The organism is Microbacterium hydrocarbonoxydans, from assembly GCF_900105205.1.
Classification (GTDB): domain Bacteria; phylum Actinomycetota; class Actinomycetes; order Actinomycetales; family Microbacteriaceae; genus Microbacterium; species Microbacterium hydrocarbonoxydans.
On record NZ_FNSQ01000005.1, the window covers coordinates 199,968 to 224,176 of the forward strand.

At 68.8% G+C, this 24,209-nt stretch carries 20 protein-coding genes; 15 read left to right on the plus strand and 5 right to left on the minus strand.

All coding sequences use genetic code 11. The features are described from left to right. Window positions 1-332 precede the first annotated feature (332 nt). Complete coding sequence (locus tag BLW44_RS01185; RefSeq protein ID WP_060928443.1) at window positions 333-1,778, minus strand: mechanosensitive ion channel domain-containing protein; 1,446 nt, start codon at window positions 1,776-1,778, stop codon at window positions 333-335. 1 nt (window position 1,779) lies between these two features. After that, on the minus strand, window positions 1,780-3,930 hold the full coding sequence (locus tag BLW44_RS01190) for an adenylate/guanylate cyclase domain-containing protein (protein ID WP_074731517.1): 2,151 nt from the start codon (window positions 3,928-3,930) through the stop codon (window positions 1,780-1,782). Between the two features lie 113 nt (window positions 3,931-4,043). On the opposite strand from BLW44_RS01190, the gene BLW44_RS01195 reads away from it, so the two are divergent. The 9 genes from BLW44_RS01195 to BLW44_RS01235 all read left to right on the plus strand — a co-directional run bounded on the left by BLW44_RS01195 (window position 4,044) and on the right by BLW44_RS01235 (window position 12,006). Beyond that, a complete protein-coding gene (locus BLW44_RS01195; RefSeq protein ID WP_060928444.1) occupies window positions 4,044-4,748 on the plus strand; it encodes a Pr6Pr family membrane protein in 705 nt (234 codons plus the stop codon). Window positions 4,749-5,183: 435 nt separating this feature from the next. After that, complete coding sequence (locus tag BLW44_RS01200; RefSeq protein ID WP_254775103.1) at window positions 5,184-6,395, plus strand: AAA family ATPase; 1,212 nt, start codon at window positions 5,184-5,186, stop codon at window positions 6,393-6,395. Window positions 6,396-6,403: 8 nt separating this feature from the next. Next, a complete protein-coding gene (locus tag BLW44_RS01205; RefSeq protein WP_060928633.1) occupies window positions 6,404-7,291 on the plus strand; it encodes a DUF58 domain-containing protein in 888 nt (295 codons plus the stop codon). Then, a complete protein-coding gene (locus BLW44_RS01210) occupies window positions 7,278-7,769 on the plus strand; it encodes a hypothetical protein (protein ID WP_060928632.1) in 492 nt (163 codons plus the stop codon). The genes BLW44_RS01205 and BLW44_RS01210 overlap by 14 nt, the downstream gene beginning before the upstream one ends. Next, window positions 7,760-8,746, plus strand: coding sequence for a VWA domain-containing protein (locus tag BLW44_RS01215; protein ID WP_245647485.1), 987 nt, complete (start codon window positions 7,760-7,762; stop codon window positions 8,744-8,746). Before BLW44_RS01210 ends, BLW44_RS01215 begins: the two co-directional genes overlap by 10 nt. Continuing rightward, entirely contained in the window at window positions 8,728-9,768 is a 1,041-nt protein-coding gene (locus BLW44_RS01220) for a vWA domain-containing protein (protein ID WP_245647484.1), read from the plus strand. The genes BLW44_RS01215 and BLW44_RS01220 overlap by 19 nt, the downstream gene beginning before the upstream one ends. Then, on the plus strand, window positions 9,765-10,562 hold the full coding sequence (locus tag BLW44_RS01225; protein WP_060928630.1) for a hypothetical protein: 798 nt from the start codon (window positions 9,765-9,767) through the stop codon (window positions 10,560-10,562). Before BLW44_RS01220 ends, BLW44_RS01225 begins: the two co-directional genes overlap by 4 nt. Next, window positions 10,556-11,680 (plus strand): DUF2189 domain-containing protein, encoded by a 1,125-nt coding sequence (locus BLW44_RS01230; protein WP_060928629.1) that lies wholly within the window; start codon window positions 10,556-10,558, stop codon window positions 11,678-11,680. Before BLW44_RS01225 ends, BLW44_RS01230 begins: the two co-directional genes overlap by 7 nt. Before the next feature lie 128 nt (window positions 11,681-11,808). Beyond that, the gene (locus BLW44_RS01235) at window positions 11,809-12,006 is read left to right on the plus strand and encodes a hypothetical protein (protein ID WP_060928628.1); all 198 of its coding nucleotides are present in this window, start codon (window positions 11,809-11,811) and stop codon (window positions 12,004-12,006) included. Between the two features lie 43 nt (window positions 12,007-12,049). Here BLW44_RS01235 and BLW44_RS01240 read toward each other — a convergent pair whose 3' ends face one another. Further along, a complete protein-coding gene (locus BLW44_RS01240) occupies window positions 12,050-12,757 on the minus strand; it encodes a ZIP family metal transporter (RefSeq protein WP_060928627.1) in 708 nt (235 codons plus the stop codon). A gap of 150 nt (window positions 12,758-12,907) precedes the next feature. Between BLW44_RS01240 and argG the strand changes: the two genes are divergently transcribed. From argG to BLW44_RS01265, 5 genes are all read left to right on the plus strand, one after another. Next, window positions 12,908-14,341 (plus strand): argininosuccinate synthase, encoded by a 1,434-nt coding sequence (gene argG, locus BLW44_RS01245; protein ID WP_060928626.1) that lies wholly within the window; start codon window positions 12,908-12,910, stop codon window positions 14,339-14,341. Window positions 14,342-14,667: 326 nt separating this feature from the next. After that, window positions 14,668-15,291 (plus strand): TetR/AcrR family transcriptional regulator, encoded by a 624-nt coding sequence (locus tag BLW44_RS01250; RefSeq protein ID WP_060928625.1) that lies wholly within the window; start codon window positions 14,668-14,670, stop codon window positions 15,289-15,291. After that, window positions 15,288-16,262 carry a hypothetical protein gene (locus BLW44_RS17900; RefSeq protein ID WP_074731519.1) on the plus strand — a complete coding sequence of 325 codons (975 nt, stop codon included), beginning with the start codon at window positions 15,288-15,290 and terminating at the stop codon, window positions 16,260-16,262. The genes BLW44_RS01250 and BLW44_RS17900 overlap by 4 nt, the downstream gene beginning before the upstream one ends. Further along, a complete protein-coding gene (locus BLW44_RS01260; RefSeq protein WP_060927887.1) occupies window positions 16,259-18,094 on the plus strand; it encodes a YhgE/Pip domain-containing protein in 1,836 nt (611 codons plus the stop codon). Before BLW44_RS17900 ends, BLW44_RS01260 begins: the two co-directional genes overlap by 4 nt. A 166-nt stretch (window positions 18,095-18,260) precedes the next feature. Then, window positions 18,261-20,906 (plus strand): penicillin acylase family protein, encoded by a 2,646-nt coding sequence (locus BLW44_RS01265; protein ID WP_060927888.1) that lies wholly within the window; start codon window positions 18,261-18,263, stop codon window positions 20,904-20,906. 4 nt (window positions 20,907-20,910) lie between these two features. Here the strand turns inward: BLW44_RS01265 and BLW44_RS01270 are convergent, their stop codons facing one another. Next, window positions 20,911-22,296, minus strand: a complete 1,386-nt coding sequence (locus tag BLW44_RS01270) for an MFS transporter (protein ID WP_245647454.1) — start codon at window positions 22,294-22,296, stop codon at window positions 20,911-20,913. A 109-nt stretch (window positions 22,297-22,405) separates the two neighbouring features. On the opposite strand from BLW44_RS01270, the gene BLW44_RS01275 reads away from it, so the two are divergent. Next, window positions 22,406-23,167: an alpha/beta fold hydrolase gene (locus BLW44_RS01275; RefSeq protein WP_060927889.1), complete on the plus strand. Its 762-nt coding sequence runs from the start codon at window positions 22,406-22,408 to the stop codon at window positions 23,165-23,167. A gap of 79 nt (window positions 23,168-23,246) precedes the next feature. On the opposite strand, the gene BLW44_RS01280 is transcribed toward BLW44_RS01275, so the two are convergent. Further along, window positions 23,247-24,149: a hypothetical protein gene (locus BLW44_RS01280; RefSeq protein WP_060927890.1), complete on the minus strand. Its 903-nt coding sequence runs from the start codon at window positions 24,147-24,149 to the stop codon at window positions 23,247-23,249. Window positions 24,150-24,209: the final 60 nt, after the last annotated feature.

Below are 24,209 nucleotides of genomic sequence, written 5' to 3' on the forward strand. Positions count from 1 at the left end.
CGGACCCCAAGGCCGCGTTCCGGATGCACAACTGACCACGCACCGACCAGCACCGAGACCCTCACTGACGCCCGCGTCCATCTCATCCCTGCGTGGTCAAAAACGCACCGCAGAACCCCGCCACGCATGCACAATTGACCACTCACCGCGCATCCGGTGCACAACTGACCCCGCACCACACTCCCGTACCGGCCGCACTCGCGCCCCGCGCTATCGCAACCGTGAGTGGTCAAAAACGCACCGCAGAACCCCGCCACGCATGCACAATTGACCACGCACCGCGTCTCGCATGCAGAGTCGACCCCACACACCACACCCCAACCACCCGGGGCTCAGCGCGGCGACACCGACCGGCCCTGACGAAGCGACCCGCGCGTGCCCTCGATGCTGCTGATCATGTCACCCGCGAGCTTGCGCTTGAGCTCGAGCGATTCGCCGATCTCCGCCGCAAGGCGCGGACGGGTGCGGATCAGCTCGTCGACCGTCGCGAGAGGCAGCACCACGACGGTCAAAATCTCGCCGGCTACCGTGACGGCCTGCGTCCGCTCCCGGGTCAGCGCGGTCTGGCCGATGATGTCGCCCCTCTCGGCAGTCGCGAACTCGACCCGTCCGCCGTCGACCTCGACCGCGAGCAGCGCGCGCCCCGACACGACCACACGCACCTCGTCGGGCACGACGCCACTGGGCAGCACGACCTCGCCGACGCCGTAGCGCTCGAGGTGCGAGGACTGCAGCATCGCCTCGAGGTCGTCGTCGTGCAGGTGCAGGGTGCCGCCGATGGCCGTCAAGGCCTCCGCGAGGCGCCCCGGCTCGGAGATCGGATCCGTCGAGTCGCCATCGAGCGCGAATCCGTGGCGGCGGGCCGCGTACCAGAGCCACGACAGGTAGGTGGAGAGTGCGCGTCCCGCATCCGCCGGTCCGGCGACGGGGATCGAGACGCTGTAGGCGCCACCGCCCGCATAGCTCACGGACGCGCGCTCGCGGTCGGCGAGCATGGGCAGCGCGTCCGCGACCTCGACCAGCAGCGCCATGACCTCGTGCGGGGGATCATCCGTCGCGAACTTCACGTCGGTGGATGCCGAGTACGGCCCCTCCGGCTCCGAGAGGTTCGTGAACGACGCCCCCGACAGGCTGGAGTTCGGCACGATCTGGATGCCGGATCCGGTGTCGATGTGCACGGCCCGCCAGTTGACCTCGATCACCCGCCCTCGCACTCCGGCAGCATCGAGGAAGTCGCCGATCTTGAACGGCTGCTCGAACAGGAGGAGCAGTCCGGAGATCACCCCTCCGACCGCGTTCTGCAGTGCAAGGCCGATGACGATCGATCCGACGCCGAGGGCCGTGAAGAGGCCGCCGACGTCGGCATCCCACACCCAGGAGAACAGCAGCGCGAGCCCGAGCGCGACGAGCACCAGCCGGGCGATCTCGACGAAGATCGTCGGGATGCGCTTGCGCCACGAGTCCTCGGCGGCGTTCGCGAACAGGGCGACGTTGAATGCAGACAGCAGCAGCAGGATCACCAGGAACCCGAAGATCGTCGCAGCGACGCGCGTCCACACCTGGTCGGCCGGCGACTGGATCGCGAACGCCAGCAGCGCGAACAGCGCCCCGACCGGGATCACGCCGTTGCGAAGCAGGCGCAGGGGACCTGCGAGCGGGTTGTTGCGGCGCCGGAGACCGTTGATCAGCTCGGTGAGGACGACGAGCAGCACCGGCACACCGACGGCGAGGGCGATGACCCACCAGCCCCAGCCGTCGCGGAACGCGTCGTCGAGCATGTCAGCCCACCTTCCAGACGGTCTCGCTCTTGCCGTGCGTCTCGACGGCGCCGGCCTCGGTGAACGTGAAGATCTCGCGCGTGCGGTCGTAGACCGTCTGGCTCACGTAGACGCCGGGTTCACCGGTGACCGAGCGCACCCGGTACGCGAGGTTCACCGCATCGCCCCACAGGTCGTATGCGAGGCTCGTCCGCGCGACCAGGCCGCTGGTGACCGTGCCGGTGTCGACGCCGGCCCGCAGACCGATCGAGGCGCCGTTCTGCGCGTTGAACCGCTCGACGACGCCGAGCAGGCTGCGCGCGAACTCGACACTGCGACGCACGTTGTCGACCCGGGGGATGACGAGACCGGATGACGCGAGGTAGCCGCCGCGCAGGGTGCGGACCTTCTCCACTCCGGCTTTCTCCGCCGCCTCGTCGAAGCCCCTCATGAGCGTGTTGAGGTGCCCGATCTCCTGCTCGGGGCTCAGACCGCGCGCGTACTCGTCGAAGTCCACCAGCTCGGCGAACACGACGGACACGTTCTCATGCGCTTCGGAGATCGCCTCGTCGCCCTGCTTGTACTTCGCCGCGACGCTCTCGGGCATCAGGGTCAGCAGCAGCTTCTCGTTCTCCGCCTGCTGCTCGTCGATCAGTTCCTGCTTGATGCGCAGACTCGACGCCATGTCGTTGAAGGCACTGCCGAGATCCCCGAACTCGTCGCGTGATCCCTGCGGCACCTGCACGTCGAGATCGCCTTCCGCGACCCGGTGCACGGCACCGACGAGGCGGCGCACTGGACGCGTGAACACCTGCGCCAGCAGCAGCGACAGGAGTGAGACTCCGAGCAGGATGCCGAGCAGCGACAGCAGCACGGTGCGGGTGAAGTCGGTGACGGGCGCGAACGCTTCCTCCTGATCGATGTGGGCGACGATCACCCAGTTGAGTCCGTCGATGTCGAGCGGCGCGTAGGCGACGAGACTCTCCCCGTCGGAGTACTCCGCGGCGAGCGCGGTTCCGGTGCGGCCCTTGAGCGCTTCGGTGACAGCGAGATCGTCGACCGGCTGGAGCTGCACGGTGCCCTTCACCGCGACGATTCGTTCTGCGACCGCCGGCGCAGTGCCGTTCTCGACCACGGCCTCGGTATACCGCTCAGGGTCCTCGAGAAGAAGGCGTGACGTGCTGCGCATGAGCAGGTCCGGGCCCGCGATGTAGACCTCGCCGGTGTCCCCGAGCCCCTGCTGCTTCCACCGCCCGTCGCCCGTCATCACCGTGTTGATCTGCTCGACCGGCACTTGGACGGCGATCACGCCGACGATGTTGGTCGAGCTCCCGATCGGTGACAGCACCCAGGCCGTGGGTATGTTGAGCGAGGGAAGATACCGCTCGAAATCAGTCGTGATCACCTCATCGATCGATCCGTTGCGCAGAACCTCTTCGAAGGCCTTGGTGAGGGTCGAGTTCGCGTACGGCTCCTCTTGGACATTGACTCCGAGGTCGACGCTCTTGTACGCACTGAAGACGACGTTCGCATCGGTGTCGAGGATCAGGACGTCCTCGTAGTCCAAGGTCTCGACCAACCCGGTGAAGTACGGACCGTATTCGATGTTCGCGCGCGTCCACGCGCTGCCGTCGCCTGCATCGGCAAGGGCCAGCCCCGTGTCGTAGTCGTCGTAGTCGCGGCCAGCGGTGTACAGCGATTGCACGTACTTGCCCGCGGTGGATGCCGGAATGAACGCCGCGGGTTCGTAGTCCAGCCCGCTGCGCTGTTCGAGCGCCGGCACGAAGGAGTCGGTGTAGTACTGCTCCAACTCGGCATCCACGCTCGGATCGAGCTCGGTCGTCTGCAACTCGGCGAACGCATCGACGAAAGCGGTCGCTCCCTCGACAGCGCTCGCGTTTCGCGAATCCAGCAGCACACCGCGCTGGATGCCCGCGAACTCGTTCTCGATGGCCGTCGCGCGCAGCTCTCGAATCGTCGTCAGCTGCTCGATCGCCGAGTCACGGAGGGAGTCCCGCCCGTTGAAGAAGCCGATGACGCCGACGATCGCGGACGATGAGAGGCTGACCGCGAGCAGCATGATGAGCAGCTTCGACTGGATGCTGAGCCCGACCCTCCCGCGCCATCTCGGTCGTCGATTCTCGGTGGTCGTCCCCGTCGTGCCCTCGCTCATGTGCCCCTCCGGCCGCCGCGCGCTGTGCTCTTGCGCCGACGCTATCGACATACCGGTATTTCGGTCTAGCATCCGCGGGCATCCTGGCCGATAAAGTGTGCCCGGAGGCGAATATGACGACCTGGTGGCCCTACGCACGACTGGCAGCGGCAGCGCTCGGACTCGCGGCGATCATCGCGCAGCTCGCCCGCAGCATCGAGAATGCCCTCGCCGCCACGACCGAGTGGGGTCAGCACCTGCCGACGGTCGCGGCGAACTTCCTCAGCTTCTTCACGATCCTCTCGAACCTGCTCGCGGCCATCGTGCTGATCATCGCCGCGGTCTGGGCCCTGCGACACCGCCGCGACGACGAGCCGGAGCCGACATGGCTGGCCGTGCTCCTCGCCTGCGTCAGCACCTACATGATCGCCACCGGCGTCGTCTACAACACCCTCCTCCGGGGAGTCGAGCTGCCGCAGGGCACGACCGTGCCCTGGTCGAACGAGGTGCTGCACGTCATCTTCCCGCTCTTCCTCCTGATCGACGTGCTGGTCGCCCCGCGCCGACGGGCTCTCGGCTGGCGGACGGTCGCCGTCACCGCGATCTTCCCGCTCGTCTGGGCCGTCTACACGATGATCCGCGCGAACCTCATCACGGCACCATCGACGGGGAACGCCTGGTGGTATCCGTATCCGTTCCTCGATCCGCGCCTCGTCCCCGGTGGCTACCTCGGCGTCGCGGGCTACATCGTCGGCATCGCTATCGCCATCGTCGCCGCCGGGTGGTTCGTCGTCTGGGTCGGTCGCAAGCGCGGCGCGCGGGTGCCGGTCGCCGCCTGACCGTCGCCCCCGGCACCTTGACCCGGCCCCGGTCACCTGCATGCCCGGATGACGGATGCATGCCGAAATCGGCCGATCTGAGCATGCATCCGTGATCTGAGCATGCATTCGGCCGGTGGGCTGAGGGAATCCAGTCAGGTGGGCCGCGCCAAAACCCTCCCGGTGACCCGGGCTCGAACACTTGCATGCCCGGATGACGGATGCATGCCGAAACGGCCGATCTGAGCATGCATCCGTGATCTGAGCATGCATCCGGCAAGGGCTGGGCTGAGGGAGCGGTCGGCCGGACCGGCACGGGGCTGAGGAAGAGGCCCGCCGGGGCACGGGCATGGGGAGAAGTCCCCACGTGCGCGCCGGAACCCGGCGAACGGATGCGGTTACGCTGGGTCGAGGGGGGAACATCGACGGTCCCCGTGGGAACGAGGAGACACACCGATGAACGAGCCCTACGCGTCCGGCACCTCCGCAGGCTCGACGCCGCCGCCCCCGCCGGCCCCCTCCAGCCAGGCGACCCAGGCGACCGAGGCGAACCAGGCGACGCAGGCCGCGCCGCCCGCACCGCCGGCTCCTCCCGCCCCGGCGACACGGGCGGAAGCTGCAGCCGCCGCGACGCCGCCGCCCGCGGCCCCCGAGGCCTCCCCCTCGGCCACCACGAGGTCCGAAGCCCCCACCGACGCCGAGCTCCGCCGGGCGACCGCGGTGCTGAAGACCGTCTCCGACGCGTACTCCGCGAAGATGGTCGGCCAGGAGCGGCTGCGGATGAGCCTGCTGATCTCGCTGATCGCCGGCGGTCACATCCTGCTCGAGAGCGTCCCGGGCCTTGCGAAGACCACCGCGGCGAGCACCCTCGCCGACACCGTGAAGGCGCAGTTCAAGCGCATCCAGTGCACGCCGGACCTCCTCCCCAGCGACATCACCGGCAACCAGATCTATGACGCGGCGACCGGGTCGTTCCGCACGGTCCTCGGCCCGGTGCACGCGAACTTCGTGCTGCTCGACGAGATCAACCGGTCGAGCGCCAAGACCCAGAGCGCCATGCTCGAGGCCATGCAGGAGCACCAGACCACGATCGGCGGGGAGGTCCACCATCTGCCGAAGCCGTTCCTCGTGATCGCGACGCAGAACCCCATCGAGCAGGAGGGCACGTACGAGCTCCCCGAGGCGCAGATGGACCGCTTCCTGCTCAAGGAGATCGTCGAGTACCCCAGCCCCGCCGAGGAGTTCGAGATCCTCGGACGCATCGACTCCGGCGTGCTCGACCCCGACCGCCACGTGTCGAGTGCGATCAGCCTCGACGACGTGCACATGCTGCAGGACGTGGCGGGCCGCATCTACGTCGACCCCGCGATCCGCAACTACATCGTCTCGATCGCCTACGTGACCCGCAACCCCGCCCCCTACATCGGCGAGGAGCGTGCGCGCTTCATCAAGTACGGCGCGAGCCCGCGTGCGAGCATCGCGTTCCTGCAGGCCGCCCGCGCCCTGGCGCTGCTGAACGGCCGCGGCCACGTGATCCCCGAGGACATCCGCTCACTCCGCCACCTCGTGCTGCGCCACCGCGTGCTCCTCACCTTCGAGGCCGACGCCGAGGGCATCCGCAGCGAGGAGATCATCGACCAGATCTTCGCGTCCGTTCCCACGCCCTGACGTTCGCCATGGCCAGCCTGATCACCCAGGTGAAGAGCAAGCTCTTCATCCACTCGTCGCGCAAGTCGCTGCATGCGCTCGACGGCGCCTACGCGTCGCTGCTGCACGGCCGCAGTCTCGACTTCGAGGACCTGCGCAAGTACGAGTACGGCGATCAGGTGCGCGACATCGACTGGCGCGCCACGGCCAGGCTCGGGACGCCGCTGGTGAAAAGGCACCGCGCGATGCGGATGCACACCATCCTGTTCGTCGTCGACACCGGCCGCTCGATGGGGGCGCTCGCGCACGACGAGCGATCGAAGAAGGACCTCGCGATCCTCGCCACGGGCGTGCTCGGAGTGCTCGCGCTGCGGCACGGCGACGACTTCTCGCTGGTCTACGGCGACTCCGACCGCGTACGGCGCCGCGCACCCGGTCGCAGCGAGGGCGCGCTCGAACATGCGCTGCGCACCATCGACCAGGCGATCGACACCAGCACCGCCCGCAGCGACCGCGATGCCCTGCTCTCGTATGTCACCCGCACGATCTCCCGACGCATGATCGTCGTCGTCATCACCGACGAGGCGCCGGTGACGGAGGAGACCGAGCGGATGCTGCGCCGACTCCGCGTGCAGCACGACGTGCTGTGGCTCACGGTGAGCGATGCCGACCCGGTGCTCGACCATTCGACCGCGACGATCCGCAGCGACGTCGACAGCCTGTGGGAGGTGCCCGACTTCGTGCAGGGCGACCTCGAGATCATCCGCGAGCTCACCGCGCAGACCGAGGCGGATGCCGCGCGACTGGCCGAGGTGCTCAAGCGGATGGAGATCAGTCACAGCGTGCTGGCGGGTCAGGACGACGCCGTCACGCAACTCCTCCAGCTGCTGAATCGGAGGTCGAATGCCCGGCTCTGACGAGCTCTACCCCCCGTTCCAGTACGGGTGGGGCTGGATGCTGCTCGCGATCGGCATCCTGATCCTCCTCATCGCCGCCGCGTGGCTCGTGGTGGGGCTGACGCGACCGCGCCGGGACCTCACGCTCGCGAGTGCGGCGCAGGGTCCGACGCTCCTCACCGTCGACGTGCTGTCGCAGCTGCGCGTGGAGTATCTGGAGCGCATCCAGCGCATCGAGGACGATTACCGCGCGCGCTCCCTGTCCGCCCGCAATGCGAACCTCGAGCTCAGCCGGGTGGTGCGCACGTTCGTCAACGAGTACAGCGGCCTCGAGGCTCCGGTACTCGCGCTCGACGACCTCGTCGCGCGGGGCGTGCACCCCGCGCTCATCGACGCGATGGGCCGCCACTACTACCCCAGCATCTTCCGGCAGGGGCCGGCGATCGATCCGGTCGCCGGTGCCGAGGCCGCTCGGACGGTGGTGCGCTCATGGCACTAGCGAACGGCTGGCTGATCCTCGTCGCCGTCGGCGTCGTGGTCGTGGCGATCGTGGTCGGCGTGATCGTCGGTCTGCGCAGCGGCGTGAAGACCGAGGCGCACGAGCGAGCTCGAGTCGCGCGCGCAGAGCGCCTGCGCGCACTGCCGACCTTCCGTCAGGCACTCAACCGCCGGGTGCTCGCCCTGTCGAGCATCCTGCTGCTCGGCATCGTCGCGACGCTCGCGGCCGGTGTCGTCTCCGCCCGCCCGATGTCGTCGCAGACGATCCAGCCGGTCGACACCAGTCGCGACATCATGCTGTGCCTGGACGTCTCCGGATCCATGAGCGAGGTGGATGTCGAGGTGCTCACGGTCTTCGAGGAGCTGCTCGAGGACTTCGAGGGCGAGCGCATCGGCCTGACGATCTTCAACAGCTCGCCGGTGCAGATCTTCCCCCTCACCGACGACTACGAGTTCATCCGCGGTCACCTGCAGAGCATCCGCGAGAGCTTCGACTACCTCGACGAGGTGCCGGAGCACTGGGTCGGCACCCTGAACGGCAACGGCGCCTCGCTGATCGGCGACGGCCTCGCGGCCTGCGCCATGGCCTTCGACCACCCGGACGACGAGCGGTCGCGCTCGATCATCTTCGCCACCGACAACGAGGTCAACGGCGCCTCGATCGTCACTCTCGACGAGGCGGCGGCCTACGCGAAGTCGGTGGGCGTGCGGGTGTTCGCTCTGAACCCGGTGCAGGGCAAGGATGCCGCCGTCAGCGCCGAACTCGCGAAGGCGGCAGAGACCACGGGGGGCGCGGCATACGGCCTGCGCGACACGACGACCGTCGGAGACATCGTCGATCAGGTGCAGGAGCAGGAGGCGACCGCCCTGCAGGGTCAGGCGCAGGTCGTATGGACCGACACCCCGAACCTGTGGATCGTCGTGCTGATGATCTCGATGCTCACCTTCATCGTCGTGCTGTGGAGGGTGAGACTGTGATCTTCCAGCCGGTCCTCAACATCTTCCTCCTCGTGCTGCTGTGCGCGCCGGTGGCTGCGCTCGCGGTGCTGGCTCTCGTCAAGGCGAAGGGGCGGGGCAGAGCGCTGTGGGCGATGCGCCTGGTGCTGCTGCTCGCCTGCTTCGTGCTGTTCCTGCGCCCGGGGATCCCCGGCGGCGCGACCCAGACGCTCGCGACGGACACTGACATCGTGCTCGTCGTCGACACCACCGCGAGCATCGTCGCCGAGGACTGGGACGGTGACCAGCCGCGTCTCGACGGCGTGCGCGCCGACGTGCAGGCGATCGTCGACGAGTACCCGGGTGCGCGCTTCGCCCTGATCACGTTCGACGCCTCGGCCGACCTCCGCCTGCCGCTGACGACCGACACGACAGCCCTGGTCTCGTCGCTCGAGGTGCTGCGTCCCGAGGTGACCAGCCAGTCGCGCGGCAGCTCGATCGGCATCGCGAACGAGCTGCTCGCCGACACCCTCTCGAACGCCGCGGAGTCGTCTCCCGATCGCTCGCGCATGGTGTTCTACTTCGGCGACGGCGAGCAGACGGTGACCTCCGCTCCTGAGCCCTTCGACGGCAGCGAGAAGCTGACGGATGCCGGCGCGGTGTTCGGATACGGCACCGCAGAGGGCGGCCCCATGAAGCTCACCACCGGCAGTGTCGGCGACTCGTCGAGCGAGTACATCGAGTACGAGGGCGCGAACGCCCTGTCGGTGATCGATGAGAAGAACCTCGAGGCGATCGCAGCGGAACTCGGCGTTCCGTACGAGCACCGGACGGCGGATGCCGAGCCGGAGTTGCCCGAGGCGCCGTCGACCACGACCAGCTACGCCGAGTCCGGTTCGGTGGGCTCGGTCACCGAGCTCTACTGGATCGCCGCGCTCGTGATCGTCGCCCTGCTCGGCGTCGAGCTGACGAGGGCGAGCATGCTCGTCGCGCGACTGCGACTGCTGCGGGCCCCGTCCGCGCCGCACCGCGAGCGACGCCCGACCGATGGAGGTGCCGCATGACCGACCTCTCCACGCGTCCACGCCCCGCTGACCCCGGCGATCCGAGCGATCTGACGGCGCAGGCCGCTGCGGCGCTGCTCGCGTCGAACCGCCGGCGCCGCCGCATCCGCCGCTGGATCGCCGTCGGCACCCTGCCGCTCACTCTCGCCGCGCTGCTGTTCGTCGGCAAGATCCTCAGCATGTACGCGTTCGCGCATCAGTCGATCACGGCCTACGTGGCCGACGATTACGCGGGGTCCGAGGCCGCAGCGCGCGGCCAGGACTTCCTGAACTGGTTCGAGCCGTTCAAGGCGCCCTTCAACATCGGCACCGCTCTCGCCGGAGCCGAGAAGCTGCCCGAGGCCCGCGCCGAACTCGAGGAGTCGCTCGAGCTCGCATCCGGTCTCGAGGTCTGCACCGTGCGGATCAACCTCGCCCTGGTGCTGGAGCGGATGGGGGATGCGGCCCGCGCCGACGGCGATGGGGCGGCTGCGGCTGAACTGTTCGGCGAAGCCCTCACGGTGACGACGGAGATGCCGGAGGAGTGCGACAGCGAGGAGGCGCAGGAGCAGTCCTCCGACCCCGATCGGGACATGCAGCAGAGCACGGACGATCTTGAGGACCGGCTGAAGCAGAAGCAGCAGAGCGAGCAGCAGACGCCTCCCGAGGAAGAGCAGCCCGAGGAGGAGCCGCAGCCTCAGCCGTCGGAGGACAAGCTGGACGAGCTCGAGGACAAGCTCGAGCAGGGCACCCAGGAGCGCGATCAGCAGCAGGGCGACGACGGTGGCGGCTCGGGGACGGACAAGCCATGGTGATGGATCACGAGAAGCAGCGGGCGCGGTACGTCGCCGGCACCGAAGGCGCACCCCCCGTGCCGCCGCCGGGCGGCTATCGCAACGCCCGTCGCCCGTCAGGACCGGTCGTGCAGCAGCCTGCCGTCCCGGTCGCGGGCGGGACGGCGACCGTCTCCGACGCCGCTGCGGCCACGAAGCAGCCGGCGAATGCTCTGGGGTGGATCGCTCTGGTCGCCGGCATCCTCTTCGTGCTGATCCTGCTCATCACCCTCGCGGTCGGCGCGACGGATGTGCTGTACGGCGTCACGATGCTCGCGCTCCAGCTCGTGGTCGTCGCTGTGATCATCGGCGCGCTGTTCACAGCACGCGGTCGCACCCTCGCCGCGATCGCCCTCGCGATCACCCTCGTCTTCAACGTGGCCACCGTCGGAGGGCTCAGCGCGCTGCAGACCTCTGCATCCGGCAGCTACGACGGCATGAAGACCGAGGAGCAGAAGCACGAGGAGGCCTACCCGGGCATCAAGGGCACGGATCCGCAGGATGCGCTGAACCAGCAGTCGCTCGAAGAGGTGAAAGCCGAAGCCGACAGCCTGTTCGCCGACATCCGCGAGCGCGTCACCGCCGAGTTCGGTTACGAGTGGGTGCAGGTGGGCGGCGAGGACCTGCGCCCTGAGCGCAACGGCTACGGCGGGGAGTCCATGCTGATCGAGTACACCTCGACCGGGTGGGCGACCACCGAGCCCATCCAGGACTACAGCGTCAAACTCCAGGTGATGGACGTGATCGATTCGGTCGCCGCCGAGCACGGGCTGCCCTCGCTGTACTCGTTCAACGGCGAGTACTCGGGGATCGATCCCTCGATGATCGCGAAGCTCTACGGCAGCGATGACCCCCGCGAGCAGCACACCTGGGAGTACTACACCGAGAACTACCCCGATCCGATGCGGTTCTACGCCAACATCTACGACCTCTCGAACGATCCGTCCGGGAACTTCCTCAAGACCAGGGAGGCGCAGCAGGCGCGCACCGGCGAACCGCTCGAGGGGCTGCAGATGGTCGTGATCGCGAGCGCCGTGCTGAGCGAGGCGGACCGCGCCGAGTTCGAGAAGAAGCTGCAGGAGTACCCGGGCTTCCAGTGAGGCCGGGCGAGGTCAGCAACGACCTCCGTACACTCTCGGGTGCTGTACGCCCGAAGATGCAGCATCATGCCGGGATGCAGCGCCGCCCAGGGCGGCTGATCCGGCGCGGGGTCGTCTAACCTTGGCCCATGAAGGCATCGACGGGGTACCTCCTTGGCGCGTTCGGGTTCTTGCTCGCAGCGGCGTACCTGCTGTTGTCCCCCGCCTCGGAATGGCACTGGGTCGTGGCGGTGGGGATGACACTCGCCGCCGGCGTCATGTACACGGTTCAGTGGGTGCGTGAACGACGGAGAGAACGGGCAGACGAGGCGCCCGAGTCCGGGTAGCCCCGGTTCGACGCCGGTCGGCAGACACCGGACGCTCCGGGGTTCAGGAAGCGAGCGACAGGCCGGCGGCGAGCGCGAAGCCCAGCACGGTCGCGAGGCCGGTCACCTGCTTCGCCTTCTCCTGCGCATCGGGGACCATCGAGTCCACGAGCATCACCAGCAGCGCACCGGCGGCGAACCCGCTCGCACCGGCGCGGAAGGCGTCGCCGGTGGCACTGGCCAGCGCGAAGCCGGCGACGGTCGCGAGCGCGCAGATCGCGGCGATGCCCGCCCACAACAGGAGCACTCTGGGTTTCGACATCCCGCCCTTCAGCAGGTCGGCGGCCGAGCCGATCGACTCGGGCAGGTTCGACACGACGATGGCCACGACCAGCGCGATGCTGACCGGTTCCCCCGAGGCGAGTCCGATCCCGAGCACGAGCTGCTCGGGGATGCCGTCGAGCAGCGCGCCGAGCGCGAGCGGAGCGCCGGCGCCCTGATCCTTCGACTTCGCCGCTCGCGCATCCAGGATCCGGTCCGCGGTGAAGTACGCCAGCGCGCCGGCCGCGACGCCGATGACCAGCGGGATCGGGCCCGCGAGGTCGAGGCCCTCCTCCCACAGCTCGAAGGCGATCGAGGCCATCAGGGACCCGGCGCCGAAGCCCAGCACGATCCCGAGCCAGCGCGGCGGCCAGGTGCGCAGCAGAGCCAGTGCCGCACCGACCAGCAACGGCGATGCCGCGACGACTCCCCACAGGATCGCTGCACCCATGCCGTCCTCCTTCCGAAACCCGAGGCCAGACGCTGCCGGCCACGGACGCCACTCTGCCACCGACTCCACGGAGAACGCAGAGGCGCCCCGCGCCGGCCAGCGCGCGGCACCGTCCGAAACAGCCGACACGCCGCCGATAGACTGGGAAGCATGTCCAAGGTCCTCCAGTCCCTGCCCGTCGGCGAGCGCGTCGGCATCGCCTTCTCCGGAGGACTCGACACCTCCGTCGCCGTCGCCTGGATGCGCGACAAGGGAGCCGTCCCCTACACGTACACCGGCGACCTCGGGCAGTACGACGAAGACGACATCGAGTCGATCCCCGGCCGCGCCCTCGAGTACGGCGCCGAGGCCTCGCGTCTGGTCGACTGCAAGACGGCACTCGTCGAAGAGGGTCTCGTCGCCCTCGCGTGCGGCGCGTTCCACATCCGCTCCGGCGGACGCACCTACTTCAACACCACCCCCCTCGGCCGCGCCGTCACCGGCACGCTGCTGGTGCGGGCCATGAAGGAGGACGGCGTCGACATCTGGGGCGACGGCTCGACCTACAAGGGCAACGACATCGAGCGGTTCTACCGGTACGGCCTGCTCGCCAACCCGCGGCTGCGCGTGTACAAGCCCTGGCTCGACGCCGACTTCGTCACCGAGCTCGGCGGCCGCAAGGAGATGAGCGAATGGCTCGTCGCCCATGACTTCCCGTACCGCGACTCGGTCGAGAAGGCGTACTCGACCGACGCCAACATCTGGGGCGCCACGCATGAGGCGAAGACGCTCGAGCACCTCGACGTCTCGCTCGAGACCGTCGACCCCATCATGGGCGTGAAGTTCTGGGATCCCTCCGTCGCGATCGACACCGAAGACGTCTCCGTCACGTTCGAAGCCGGACGCCCGGTCGCCCTCAACGGCGTCGAGTACACCGACCCGGTGGCCCTGGTGCAGGAGGCCAACACGATCGGCGGACGCCACGGCCTCGGCATGAGCGACCAGATCGAGAACCGCATCATCGAGGCCAAGTCGCGCGGCATCTACGAGGCCCCGGCCATGGCGCTGCTGTTCATCGCCTACGAGCGCCTCGTCAACGGCATCCTGAACGAGGACACGCTCGCGACCTACCACGAGCAGGGTCGCCGCCTCGGTCGACTGATGTACGAGGGCCGCTGGCTCGAGCCGCAGTCGCTCATGCTGCGCGAGTCGATCCAGCGCTGGGTCGGCCTCACTATCTCGGGCACCGTCACCATCCGCCTGCGTCGCGGCGACGACTGGACGATCCTCGACACCACGTCGCCGAACCTCTCGTACGGCCCCGAGAAGCTCTCGATGGAGCGCGTGGGCGACGCCGCCTTCGGCCCGGTCGACCGCATCGGCCAGCTGACCATGCGCAACCTCGACATCGCCGACTCCCGTGCCCGCCTCGAGCAGTACGCCGGCCTCGGCCTCGTGGGCGGCGCGACCGGCGAGCTGGTCGGACGCGTCACCGCAGGCGAGTCCGGTGAGATCACGGGCTCCGTCGAAGAGGTCGACGAGCGCTTCGCCGACGCGGTGGACACCGCATCCGAGGGCGCTGCCTTCGACTCCGGCACCGACTGACGATTTCGGCGTTCTGAAGGGGGCGGGTGCTGCGGCATCCGCCCCCTTCGGCGTCAGTGCCCGGCTGCTTCGATCCATAACTCCGGAGATCGGTGCGCGGAAGGCCGGAAACTGCCGGTTCTGGCGCGATTCGGCCTCCGATCTCCGGAGTTGTGGAGGCCGGCGCGTACACAACTCAGCATGAATCGCGAGAATCGGCCCCGAAACGCGTGGTTCGGGGCTCGGATCGGCGATCCATGCTGAGTCGTGCACTCCTATCGATCCAGACCCTGTGAGTCCCCCGCGTTATCTTGCACACACATGTGCACATTAAGTACCATGGAGGCATGACCACCCGTGCACCCCGCCGCGATTCCGTCGAAAACCGCGCCGGAATCCTCGATGCGGCCCGCACCACGCTCGCCACCGACCCGCGTGCGTCAATCGATGTGATCGCCCGCAGTGCCGGCCTGTCCCGCCGCACCCTGTACGGCCACTTCGACGACCGCGAGGCCCTGATCCGCGAGCTCATCTCTGTCGGAGCGCAGCGCTTCAACGCCATCGCGGAGTCCGTGACCGACGCCGACCCGCGCATCGCGCTGGCCCGGCTCGCCGCACAGCTCTGGCAGGAGGCCGCACACGTGCAGGTCGCCGCCGCTCTGGCTCTCGACGAGGCACACGTCCAGCACACCGCCGACGCCCTCGCGCCGCTGCGCCGCACCGTCGCAGCCCTCGCCCGGCGCGGCCAGGAGGACGGCAGCTTCCGCACCGACCTCGCCGCCCCCACCCTCGCGCGCCTCATCGAGGAGGTCGCCCGTACCGTCGTATCCCGCACGGATGCGGCGAGCACCGGAGCCGCCAACCTCGCTGTCCGCACCCTGCTGAGCATCGCGGGACTGTCGTGGCGCGATGCCGACGAGCTGCTCCGCGCCCACCCCGAGATCGTCGATTCGCAGGAGGTCAGCGCATGAGAGTCACTCTGCACGAGGTCAGCAAAGGCCGCGGCGGCCAGGCGCTCCCACCGACGAGCCTGGAGTTCCACACCGGCGCCGTGCGCTTCGCCCTCGCCGAGACAGAGCAGCGCCCGAGCGTGCTCGGCCTCATCGCCAGCGGACGGATGCGCCCTGACAGCGGCCGCGTGACGATCGACGGCGGCTCGGACAACCGCGCACTGCGCCGCACGGTGGCCCTCGTCGACGCCCCGGACGTCAGCGATCCGCATGCCGACATCGCCCTCGCCGGCGTGGTCGGCGAAGAGCTCATGTTCGCGGGCAAGGGTGCGACCCCGCTGCACGCTCGGCGCTGGCTCACCCAGCTCGGGTTCGGCGAACTGGCCGGTGTGCCGATCGGCAATGTCGACCCGGCGGTGCGCGTGCGCATCCTCTGCGAGCTCGCGATCCTGCGCGACGGCACCGAGGGCATCGTCCTCGTCTCGCCCGACCGCCACGGCGGGAGCCCGGACGGATGGTGGCGCATCGCCTCGGAGTTCGCCGACCGCGGCTACGCCATGCTGGTCATCGTCGGGGGATCCGCCGCCGTCGCCCTGGAGCGGATGCACGAGCTCGAGGCGATCAACGCCTCCGGCCCCGTGGAGCCCCTGGTCCTCGACACGTGGCCCGTGGCCGACGCGGATGATGCGGAGGACGCGGAGACCCGGGACGACGCGGAACGGGCGAAAACCCCGGCCGGCGCGGACACCGCGGACCAGACGGAAACCCCGGACGAAGTGCTCGATGAGCCGCGTGTCGACGAACGACACGCCGACGACACGACGGACGGTCCGGGTTCTCCCTCGCCCGATTCGCCTGCGGACGACGGACCGGACTCGGGCCCGGACCCGGCCCCGGCCCCGGACACCCCCGCCCCGGACACCCCCGCCACAGACGCCCCCGCCCCAGACGCCCCCACCTCAGACACCACCCCGAACGGAGCCGACCGATGAAGGTTCCCGCGATGATCGCCGCCGAACTGCGGCGCCTCACGGCGAGCAAGATGGGCATCATCGCCCTGATCGCGCTCGTCTGCGTGCCGATCCTCTACGGCGGTCTGTACCTCTGGGCGAACCAGGATCCGTATGCGAAGTTCCCCGAGGTGCCGGTGGCACTGGTCGTCGACGACGCCGGCGCACCGGCCCCGACCACCGGAAGCGAACCAGCGACGGACGAGAACGTGAACTACGGCGAGGACGTCGCGGAGAACCTCATCGACGGCAACGCCTTCGATTGGCAGCGGATGTCAGCGGACGAGGCGGCGGATGCACTGCGAGAAGGAGCGGTCGACTTCACCGTCACCATCCCCGAGGACTTCTCGCTCGCGCTCACCTCGGCCGCGGGCGACGACCCGCACCAGGCGCGCATCGAGCTCGAGACCAACGACGCGAACAACTACCTCGCGTCGTCGATGGGCACTCAGGCGGTCGAGAAGATCCGCAGCTCGGTGGCCGAGATGGTGGGCAGCGAGGCGGCCGAGCGTCTGCTCACGGGGCTCAGCGAGGTGCGCGACAACCTCGTCACGGCGGTCGAAGGTGCGAACCAGCTGACCGACGGTGCGAACTCGGCCTCCACGGGTAGCGTCTCGCTCGCAGATGGCACGAGCAAGCTCGCCGCCGGCACGTCGCAGCTCGCGAGCGGGGCCAGCACCCTGGCCTCCGGCGCACAGCAGGTCAGCGACGGCAACCGCCAGCTGGCCGACATCGCCGATCGGGCGGGCTCCGTCGTGCAGGAGGCGACGGATGCTCTGCCGCAGGTGCGCGACGACATCACCACGGTCCTCACGGATCAGGGCATGACGCCTGAGCAGATCGATGAGGTCCTGGCGACCCTCGACCCGCTCGGCACCCGACTCGAAGAGGGCAACACGACCGTGCAGAACGCGGTCGACAAGGTCGATCAGCTCGCTGCCGGCTCAGCCTCGGTGGCATCCGGCGCCTCGCAGCTCGCGTCGGGGGCGAAGACCGTGGCAACCGGCGCCTCTGCCGCGAACGACGGGGCCGCGAAGCTGCGTGACGGGCTGAGCACGCTCGCCTCGGGCACGGCTGAGCTCCGGGACGGCCTCGCAGACGGCGTCGACGCGATTCCGGCATCCACCCCCGACCTGCGCACCCAGCAGGCCGACACGATCGCCGACCCCGTGAAGGTCTCGAGCGACAAGGTCGCCTCCGCCGAGGACTATGGCGCGGGACTGGCGCCGTTCTTCGCTGCACTGTCGGCCTGGATCGGGATCTACGCGCTGTTCCTCATCGTCAAGCCGATCTCCCGCCGCGCCGTGACGGCGCTGCACTCCCCGATCCGGGTCACCCTGGCGGGGTGGCTGACGCCGGCGATGCTCGGGGCCGTGCAGATGCTGGGCCTCATGGGCATCCTCGCGATCACCCTGGGCTTCACCTTCAACAACCCCGTCGGCACGCTCGGGGTGATGATCGTCGCCTCGGCGACCTTCGCGGCGATCATCCTCGCCCTGAACGTCTGGCTCGGGTCCGTGGGCCAGTTCCTGGGCCTCGTGCTGATGGTGCTGCAACTCGTCACGGCCGGCGGCACGTTCCCATGGCAGACCCTTCCTGCACCGCTGGCCGCGCTGCATCACGTGCTCCCCCTCGGCTATGTGGTGGATGCGATGCGACAGCTCATGTACGGCGGCAACCTGGGCAGAGCGGGCTGGGATCTGGCGGTCCTCGGCATGTGGCTGGTGGGTGCGCTCGTCCTCGCCGCGATCGGGGTCACCAGGATGACGCATCGACGCACCCTGCGCGATCTGCAGCCCAGTCTGATCGGGTGACCGGCTGATCGGGTGACCGGCTGGTCTGCTGACCGGCAGCAGCGCGAGAACATCCCCTGCGCGAGCGCCGCGGTGTGAGTAGTATTCCCAGAGTGCGTCCTCTGAGACGCGCTCTGGGGCTCTCTGGGACTGAGTCCCACCGTGCCACCCGAAAGAGTTCTCGACGATGACAACCGATTCGCCCGAATCCGCCGCGCTCTCGCGCGCCCCCCTGGCCGCACGTATCGGCCGCATCGCCTTCCTCGTCGTCGCCGGCATCCTCGTGATCGCCGTCGCCCTCGCGTTCTTCGTGACGTGGACCATCCAGCGCTCCTTCCCGCAGACCGAGGGCACCCTCCCGCTCGACGGACTCCAGTCCGAGGTCACCGTGCAGCGCGACGACCGCGGCATCCCGACCATCACGGCGGACTTCACTCACGACCTGTTCTACGCCGAGGGCTTCGTCCATGCCCAGGACCGGTTCTTCGAGATGGACTTCCGCCGGCACGTGACGGCGGGACGTGTGGCCGAGATGTTCGGCGAATCGCAGGCGGGAACGGATGCCTTCCTCCGCACGCTCGGGTGGCGCACCGTCGCCGAGGCGGAGGTGGAGGCGATGGATGACGTCACCCGCGGCTACTACGAGGCCTACGCCGACGGCGTGAACGCGTACCTCTCCTCGCGCTCCGGTTCCGAGCTCTCGCTGGAGTATGCCGTTCTCGGCATACAGAACCCGGAGTACGCCCCCGAGCCGTGGGAACCGGCGGATTCGGTGGCCTGGCTGAAGGCCATGGCCTGGGACCTGCGCGGCAACATCGAGGACGAGGCGGAGCGCGCCCTGCTCGCCTCCGATCTCGCCGCAGAAGCCGATGCTGCGGAGACGCCCGGACTGCTCGACAAGCTCTACCCCGCCTACCCGTTCGACGAGCATCCGGTCATCGTCCCGAAGATCTCGACCGTTCCCGATCTCGGAACGGATGCGGAACCGGCAGCCTTCACCGCCGATGCGCACGACGGCGAGATGCAGCAGGCGGCCACCACCATCGAATGGCAGGAGGCCACCGACGTGATCGAGGCGGCCAGCCTGCTGGTCGGCGACGTGGGCGAGGGGATCGGATCCAACTCCTGGGTGGTATCGGGTGACCTCACCGAGACGGGGATGCCTCTGCTCGCCAACGATCCGCACCTCGGCGCCTCGCTCCCCTCTGTCTGGTACCAGGTCCAACTCAAGTGCAGCGAGGTCACCGACGACTGCCCGTTCGACGTGGGCGGGTTCTCGTTCTCCGGTCTGCCGGGCGTCGTGATCGGGCACAACCAGAACATCGCCTGGGGGTTCACGAACCTGACGACCGATGTCACAGACCTGTATATCGAGCGGATCGAGGGCGATCAGTATTGGCGAGACGGCGCCCTCGTCCCACTCGAGGAGTCCACCGAGACGATCGAGGTCGCCGGCGGAGACGACATCGAACTCACGATCCGCTCGACAGTGCACGGGCCGATCATCTCGGGCCTCACGGACGACTTCACCGCGATCGCCGATGATCCGCTGCCGGGGCTCGTCGCCGACGGGGCGCCGACATCCGCCGCGACCGACGACGGCACCGAATACGCCGTGAGCCTGCGCTGGACCGCTCTCGATCCGGGTACGGCTTCGACCGCGATCTTCGCCCTGTCCACCGCGCGGGACTTCGACGAGTTCCGCCACGCGGCGTCGCTGTTCGACGTCCCCGCCCAGAATCTCATCTACGCCGACGTCGACGGCAACATCGGCTACCAGACGCCCGGGCGCCTCCCGATCCGTGGCGAGGGCGACGGGTGGATGCCGCAGCCCGGCTGGGACAGCAGCTACGACTGGACCGGATTCATCCCGTTCGACGACCTGCCGGTGTCGTACAACCCCGCATCCGGATACATCGTGACCGCCAACAACGCGATCGTCACCGACGACTACCCGTACTTCCTCTCGCGCGACTGGGACTACGGCTACCGCGCCGCTCGCATCACCCAGCTGATCGAGGCGAAAGCCGCTGTCGCGCCGCTGACCGCGCACGACATGCGCGCCATCCAGATGGACAGCGAGATGTGGATCGGCAAGCGCCTTGCGACCGCACTCGCCGACATCGACGTGGAGGGAGCGGATGCCGCCGAGGCGGTCGATCTGCTGCAGACGTGGGATGCGCAGAACGAGGCGTCCTCCGCCGCTGCCGCCTACGCGAACGTGCTGTGGTCGAACCTCGTGCAGAATCTGTTCGCCGAACGGGAGCAGCCGCTGCCCTCCGACGGCCAGGGACGCCTCTTCACGGTGGTCGCCGACCTGCTCGACGACCCCACCGACCCGCTCTGGACCAATGAGGCCATCGACGTCGACGGCCAGGACGAGATGCTGGCGCTGTCGGCCGACGAGGCGTACGACGAGCTGTCCGCCCTGCAGGGCGAAGACGTCACTGGCTGGTCCTGGGGCGATCTGCACGCCATCACGCTCACCAGCGACACCCTCGGCTCCTCCGGGATCGCGCCGATCGAGGCGCTCTTCAATCGTGGGCCGTATGCGGTCGGCGGGGGCGCCTCAGTGGTGAATGCGACCGGCTGGGAGCTCGGGACCTCGTACGCCACCACGACCGTCCCCTCGATGCGGATGGTGGTCGACCTCTCGGACTTCGACGCGTCGACCTGGATCCACCTCACCGGAGCATCCGGGCATGCGTTCGATGAGCACTACGTCGACCAGACGGCGGATTGGGCGGCCGGTACACAGAAGCCCTGGGCGTTCTCCGAAGACGCGGTCGACAAGGCGACCCGCCACACTCTGGTGCTGACTCCGGCCGGCTAGCGCGTCACGCGGGCGCCGGAGCGGATGGCGGGGCGGATGCGGCCGCGCGGCGGGCGATCAGCCAGATGCCGACGGCAGCCGCGAGGAAGATCCCCGCGAGCATCGCCCAGCCCCCGAACCCGAACGTGAGCGCCGTCGCGTTCACCACGATCGGCGACGCGAGCGCTCCGAGTGAGAACCCCATCCCGAACACGCCCTGGTAGGCGCCCGCGCGCACCGGGTCGGCCAGCTCGAAGCTCAACCCCCAGGCTCCGGCCTGCGACAGGATCTCGGCGAACGTGTGGGTGACCATGCCCGCGACGAGGATCGCGATCGCCGCCCAGGTCGGCAGACCGGCCGCCAGAGCGTAGATCAGGCAGGCGGCCACCATGAGCCACCCGGCCACCATCGTCACGCGACCGGCGACACGGACGTCGTGCGTGCCGCGGGAGGCGCGCACCTGGAACAGCACGACCAGGGTGGTGTTGACGATCAGCAGCACGGCGAACGTGGCCTCCGGCGCGGTGGTGTGCTCGGTGATCCACAGCGGCACGCCCAGCTCGGCGACGCCGAACTGCATCCCGAACACCGCCGACAGCACGCTGAGGAGCAGGTACCGCGGATCCCGCCATGGCGACCGCCGATTCCAGTCCCTGCGCTCGGCGGATGCCTCTTCCGCCGCCACGAGATCGATCGATCCGGTCTTGGTGCGCAGCGAGCTCACCCGTCTGCGCGCCGGGGCGTCGACGGCCGAGGTGAGCCGTAGCAGGGGCAGCGACCCGAGTGCGCAGAGGAGTCCTGCGCCGGCGATGACGAAGCGATAGGCCTCTGCCGTGCCGAGCACCAGGGCGATCGCCGCGACCCCGGACCCTGCGGCGATCGCGAGATTCGTGACCGTGCGCAGCACCGCTCGCGCGTGCACTCGCTTGTCCGGTGCGAACCCGCGCGCGATGATCGCCGAGCGCGAAGAGTGACCGAGCGAGTCGAAGAAGCCCGACAGGCTCGCGAGGATCAGCGCGGAGACGAAGTCGCCGACGAAGGCATACGCCGCGAGCAGGAGTCCGCCGGTCAGCTCGAACCCGAAGGCGAGGCGGCGGGCGCTCCAGCGATCGGCGAGCCATCCGCCCAGGAACGAGGCCACCACGCCGCATCCGCTCGACACGGCGAGCACGACGGCCGCCTGCGCGGGCGAGAGGCCGATGACCTGGGTGAAGAAGAGGACGGTGACGGCGAGGAAGACGCCTCGGCCCACTCGCGACACGACGGTGGCGGTGACGAGCGCGCGCAGCACCGGGTCGCTCATCCCCGCGGACAGCCGGGCGAAGAAGTGCGTGCGGGCGGGCCTGTCCTCGGTCTCGGGAGCGTCGACTCCCGACCGATCGGAGCCGGGATCGGGGTGGGACGAAGACACCCTTCATCTTTTCACGGGCGACGAGCGCTCTCCGTCGACCGCCGATATACCGGTGCTGCGCGTGCGAGCACGATTCGCCGGGATCCGTCGCCTCGGTTAGCGTGGGCAGGTGGCCTCCAGTTACCTCGCCCCGAAAGGCACACCCGTCACGCTGCTCGAGTTCGAGCACGCAGGGTCGACGCTGATCGCGGAGACCTTCGGTGAAGGCCCGCACACCTTCCTGCTGCTGCACGGCATCGGCATGGGACGCAGCGTCTACCTCGACGTGGTGCAGCGTCTGCGAGGACGCGTGATCGCCCTCGACCTCCCCGGCTTCGGCGAGGCGCCGGAGCCGACCCGCACGCTCACGATGGAGCGTCACGCCGACCTCGTCGCCGCCTACCTCCGCCATGTCGGCGAGGGACCGGTCGTGGTGATCGGGCACTCGATGGGCAGTCAGATCGCGGCGGAGCTCGCGGCCCGGCATCCGTCCCTCGTCGAGGGCGTCGTGTTGGCCGGACCCACCGTGAACAAGGCGGCTCGGAACGTCGCCGCCCAGGCGAGCTACCTCCTCACCGACCTCGTCGGCGAGCGCCCGCTGGTGATCTGGCGCGGAGCGCGCGAGTACCTCCGTGGCGGTCCGCACCTCATCCGCAAGATCAAGGCGACGATCGTCCACGAACCCGAGAAGGCCTTCGCGCGCATCGAGCAGCCGGTGTTGGTGCTCCGGGGCGAGAGCGATCCCCTCGCACCGATGACGTGGTGCCAGGAGATCATCGACGCGATCCCCGGTGCCGACCTGCAGGTCATCCCCGACCACGGCCACGGCACGCTGATCAGCGACTCTCAGCCCGCCGCGCGCCTGATCCAGGACTTCGCCGACAAGCTCTGACCCGCCTGTCTCTTCGCCGTGCCGTTCACAACTCAGCACGAGCGCTCGACATCGCGTCGATTCCGCCCTTCTGCGGCGGTCAGCGAGCAACCGTGCTGAGTCGTGAACGGCGCACGTCACTGAACCTGGGCCCCAGCACAGCGATGATCTGCTCGAGAGCCCGCCGCACAGATGCCTGGTCGTTGAGAATGTCCTTTGCGAGAGGCCGAACGGTCACATAGCCGAGGCGGGCCGCGGCGAGGTCGCGCCCGCGATCCTGGACCTGCTTCTCCCACCCCTCGTGGAACTCCTTGCTGTCGCACTCGATGATCAGCCAGCCGTCCACCACGAAGTCGACGTATCCGACTCCGTCGAGGTACACCTGCGTCTCGTATGCGACGCCCATCGTCCGCAGCATGAGTCGCATGAACGTCTCGGGACCCGAATCGGCAGACGGATCGACGAGCACGAGCAGAGGGCGGAATCGGAGAGGAAGCGCCGCGAACATCGTGGCCAGCTCATCGAGAGTCAGTAGTCCGTGATGAACGACACTGTCCAACGTGGCAAGCGCCTCGCGCGGAGCCTGACAGAGCACCGAGTGCGCGACGGCGTCGATCAGCGGAGCCGCATGCAGGCTGTCACGCACGCTCGTCAGCACCTTCCAATGGAGCACGGCCTTCACGTCCTTCGTGACACGGAGACGAGACGAGCCCGGAGTCACGAGCACATGGAGCTCACGGCAGCGGAACACGAAGACGCCCAGCAGCACGAGAAGCGACAAGCAGGACACGCGACCGCCGATGCGGACCGCCCTGACGATGTCCCGGTGCGTCGAGGCCAGTGCGTACCGATCGCGACGCACGTGCACGAGGTCGCCCCGCTCGACCGACTCGGCGATCAGACGCCCCGTCATCCCCGTCCGCACCAGATCGGAGCGCGTGAAGACAGTGCGCGAATAGGTGTCGTCTGTGCGCTGCGCGACGGTGTCAACGTTCTTCCCCATCGCAGAAGTGTGCGGATGGCGGCGTGCCTCCACCGGCCCATTCCACGCAATCAGGGATGA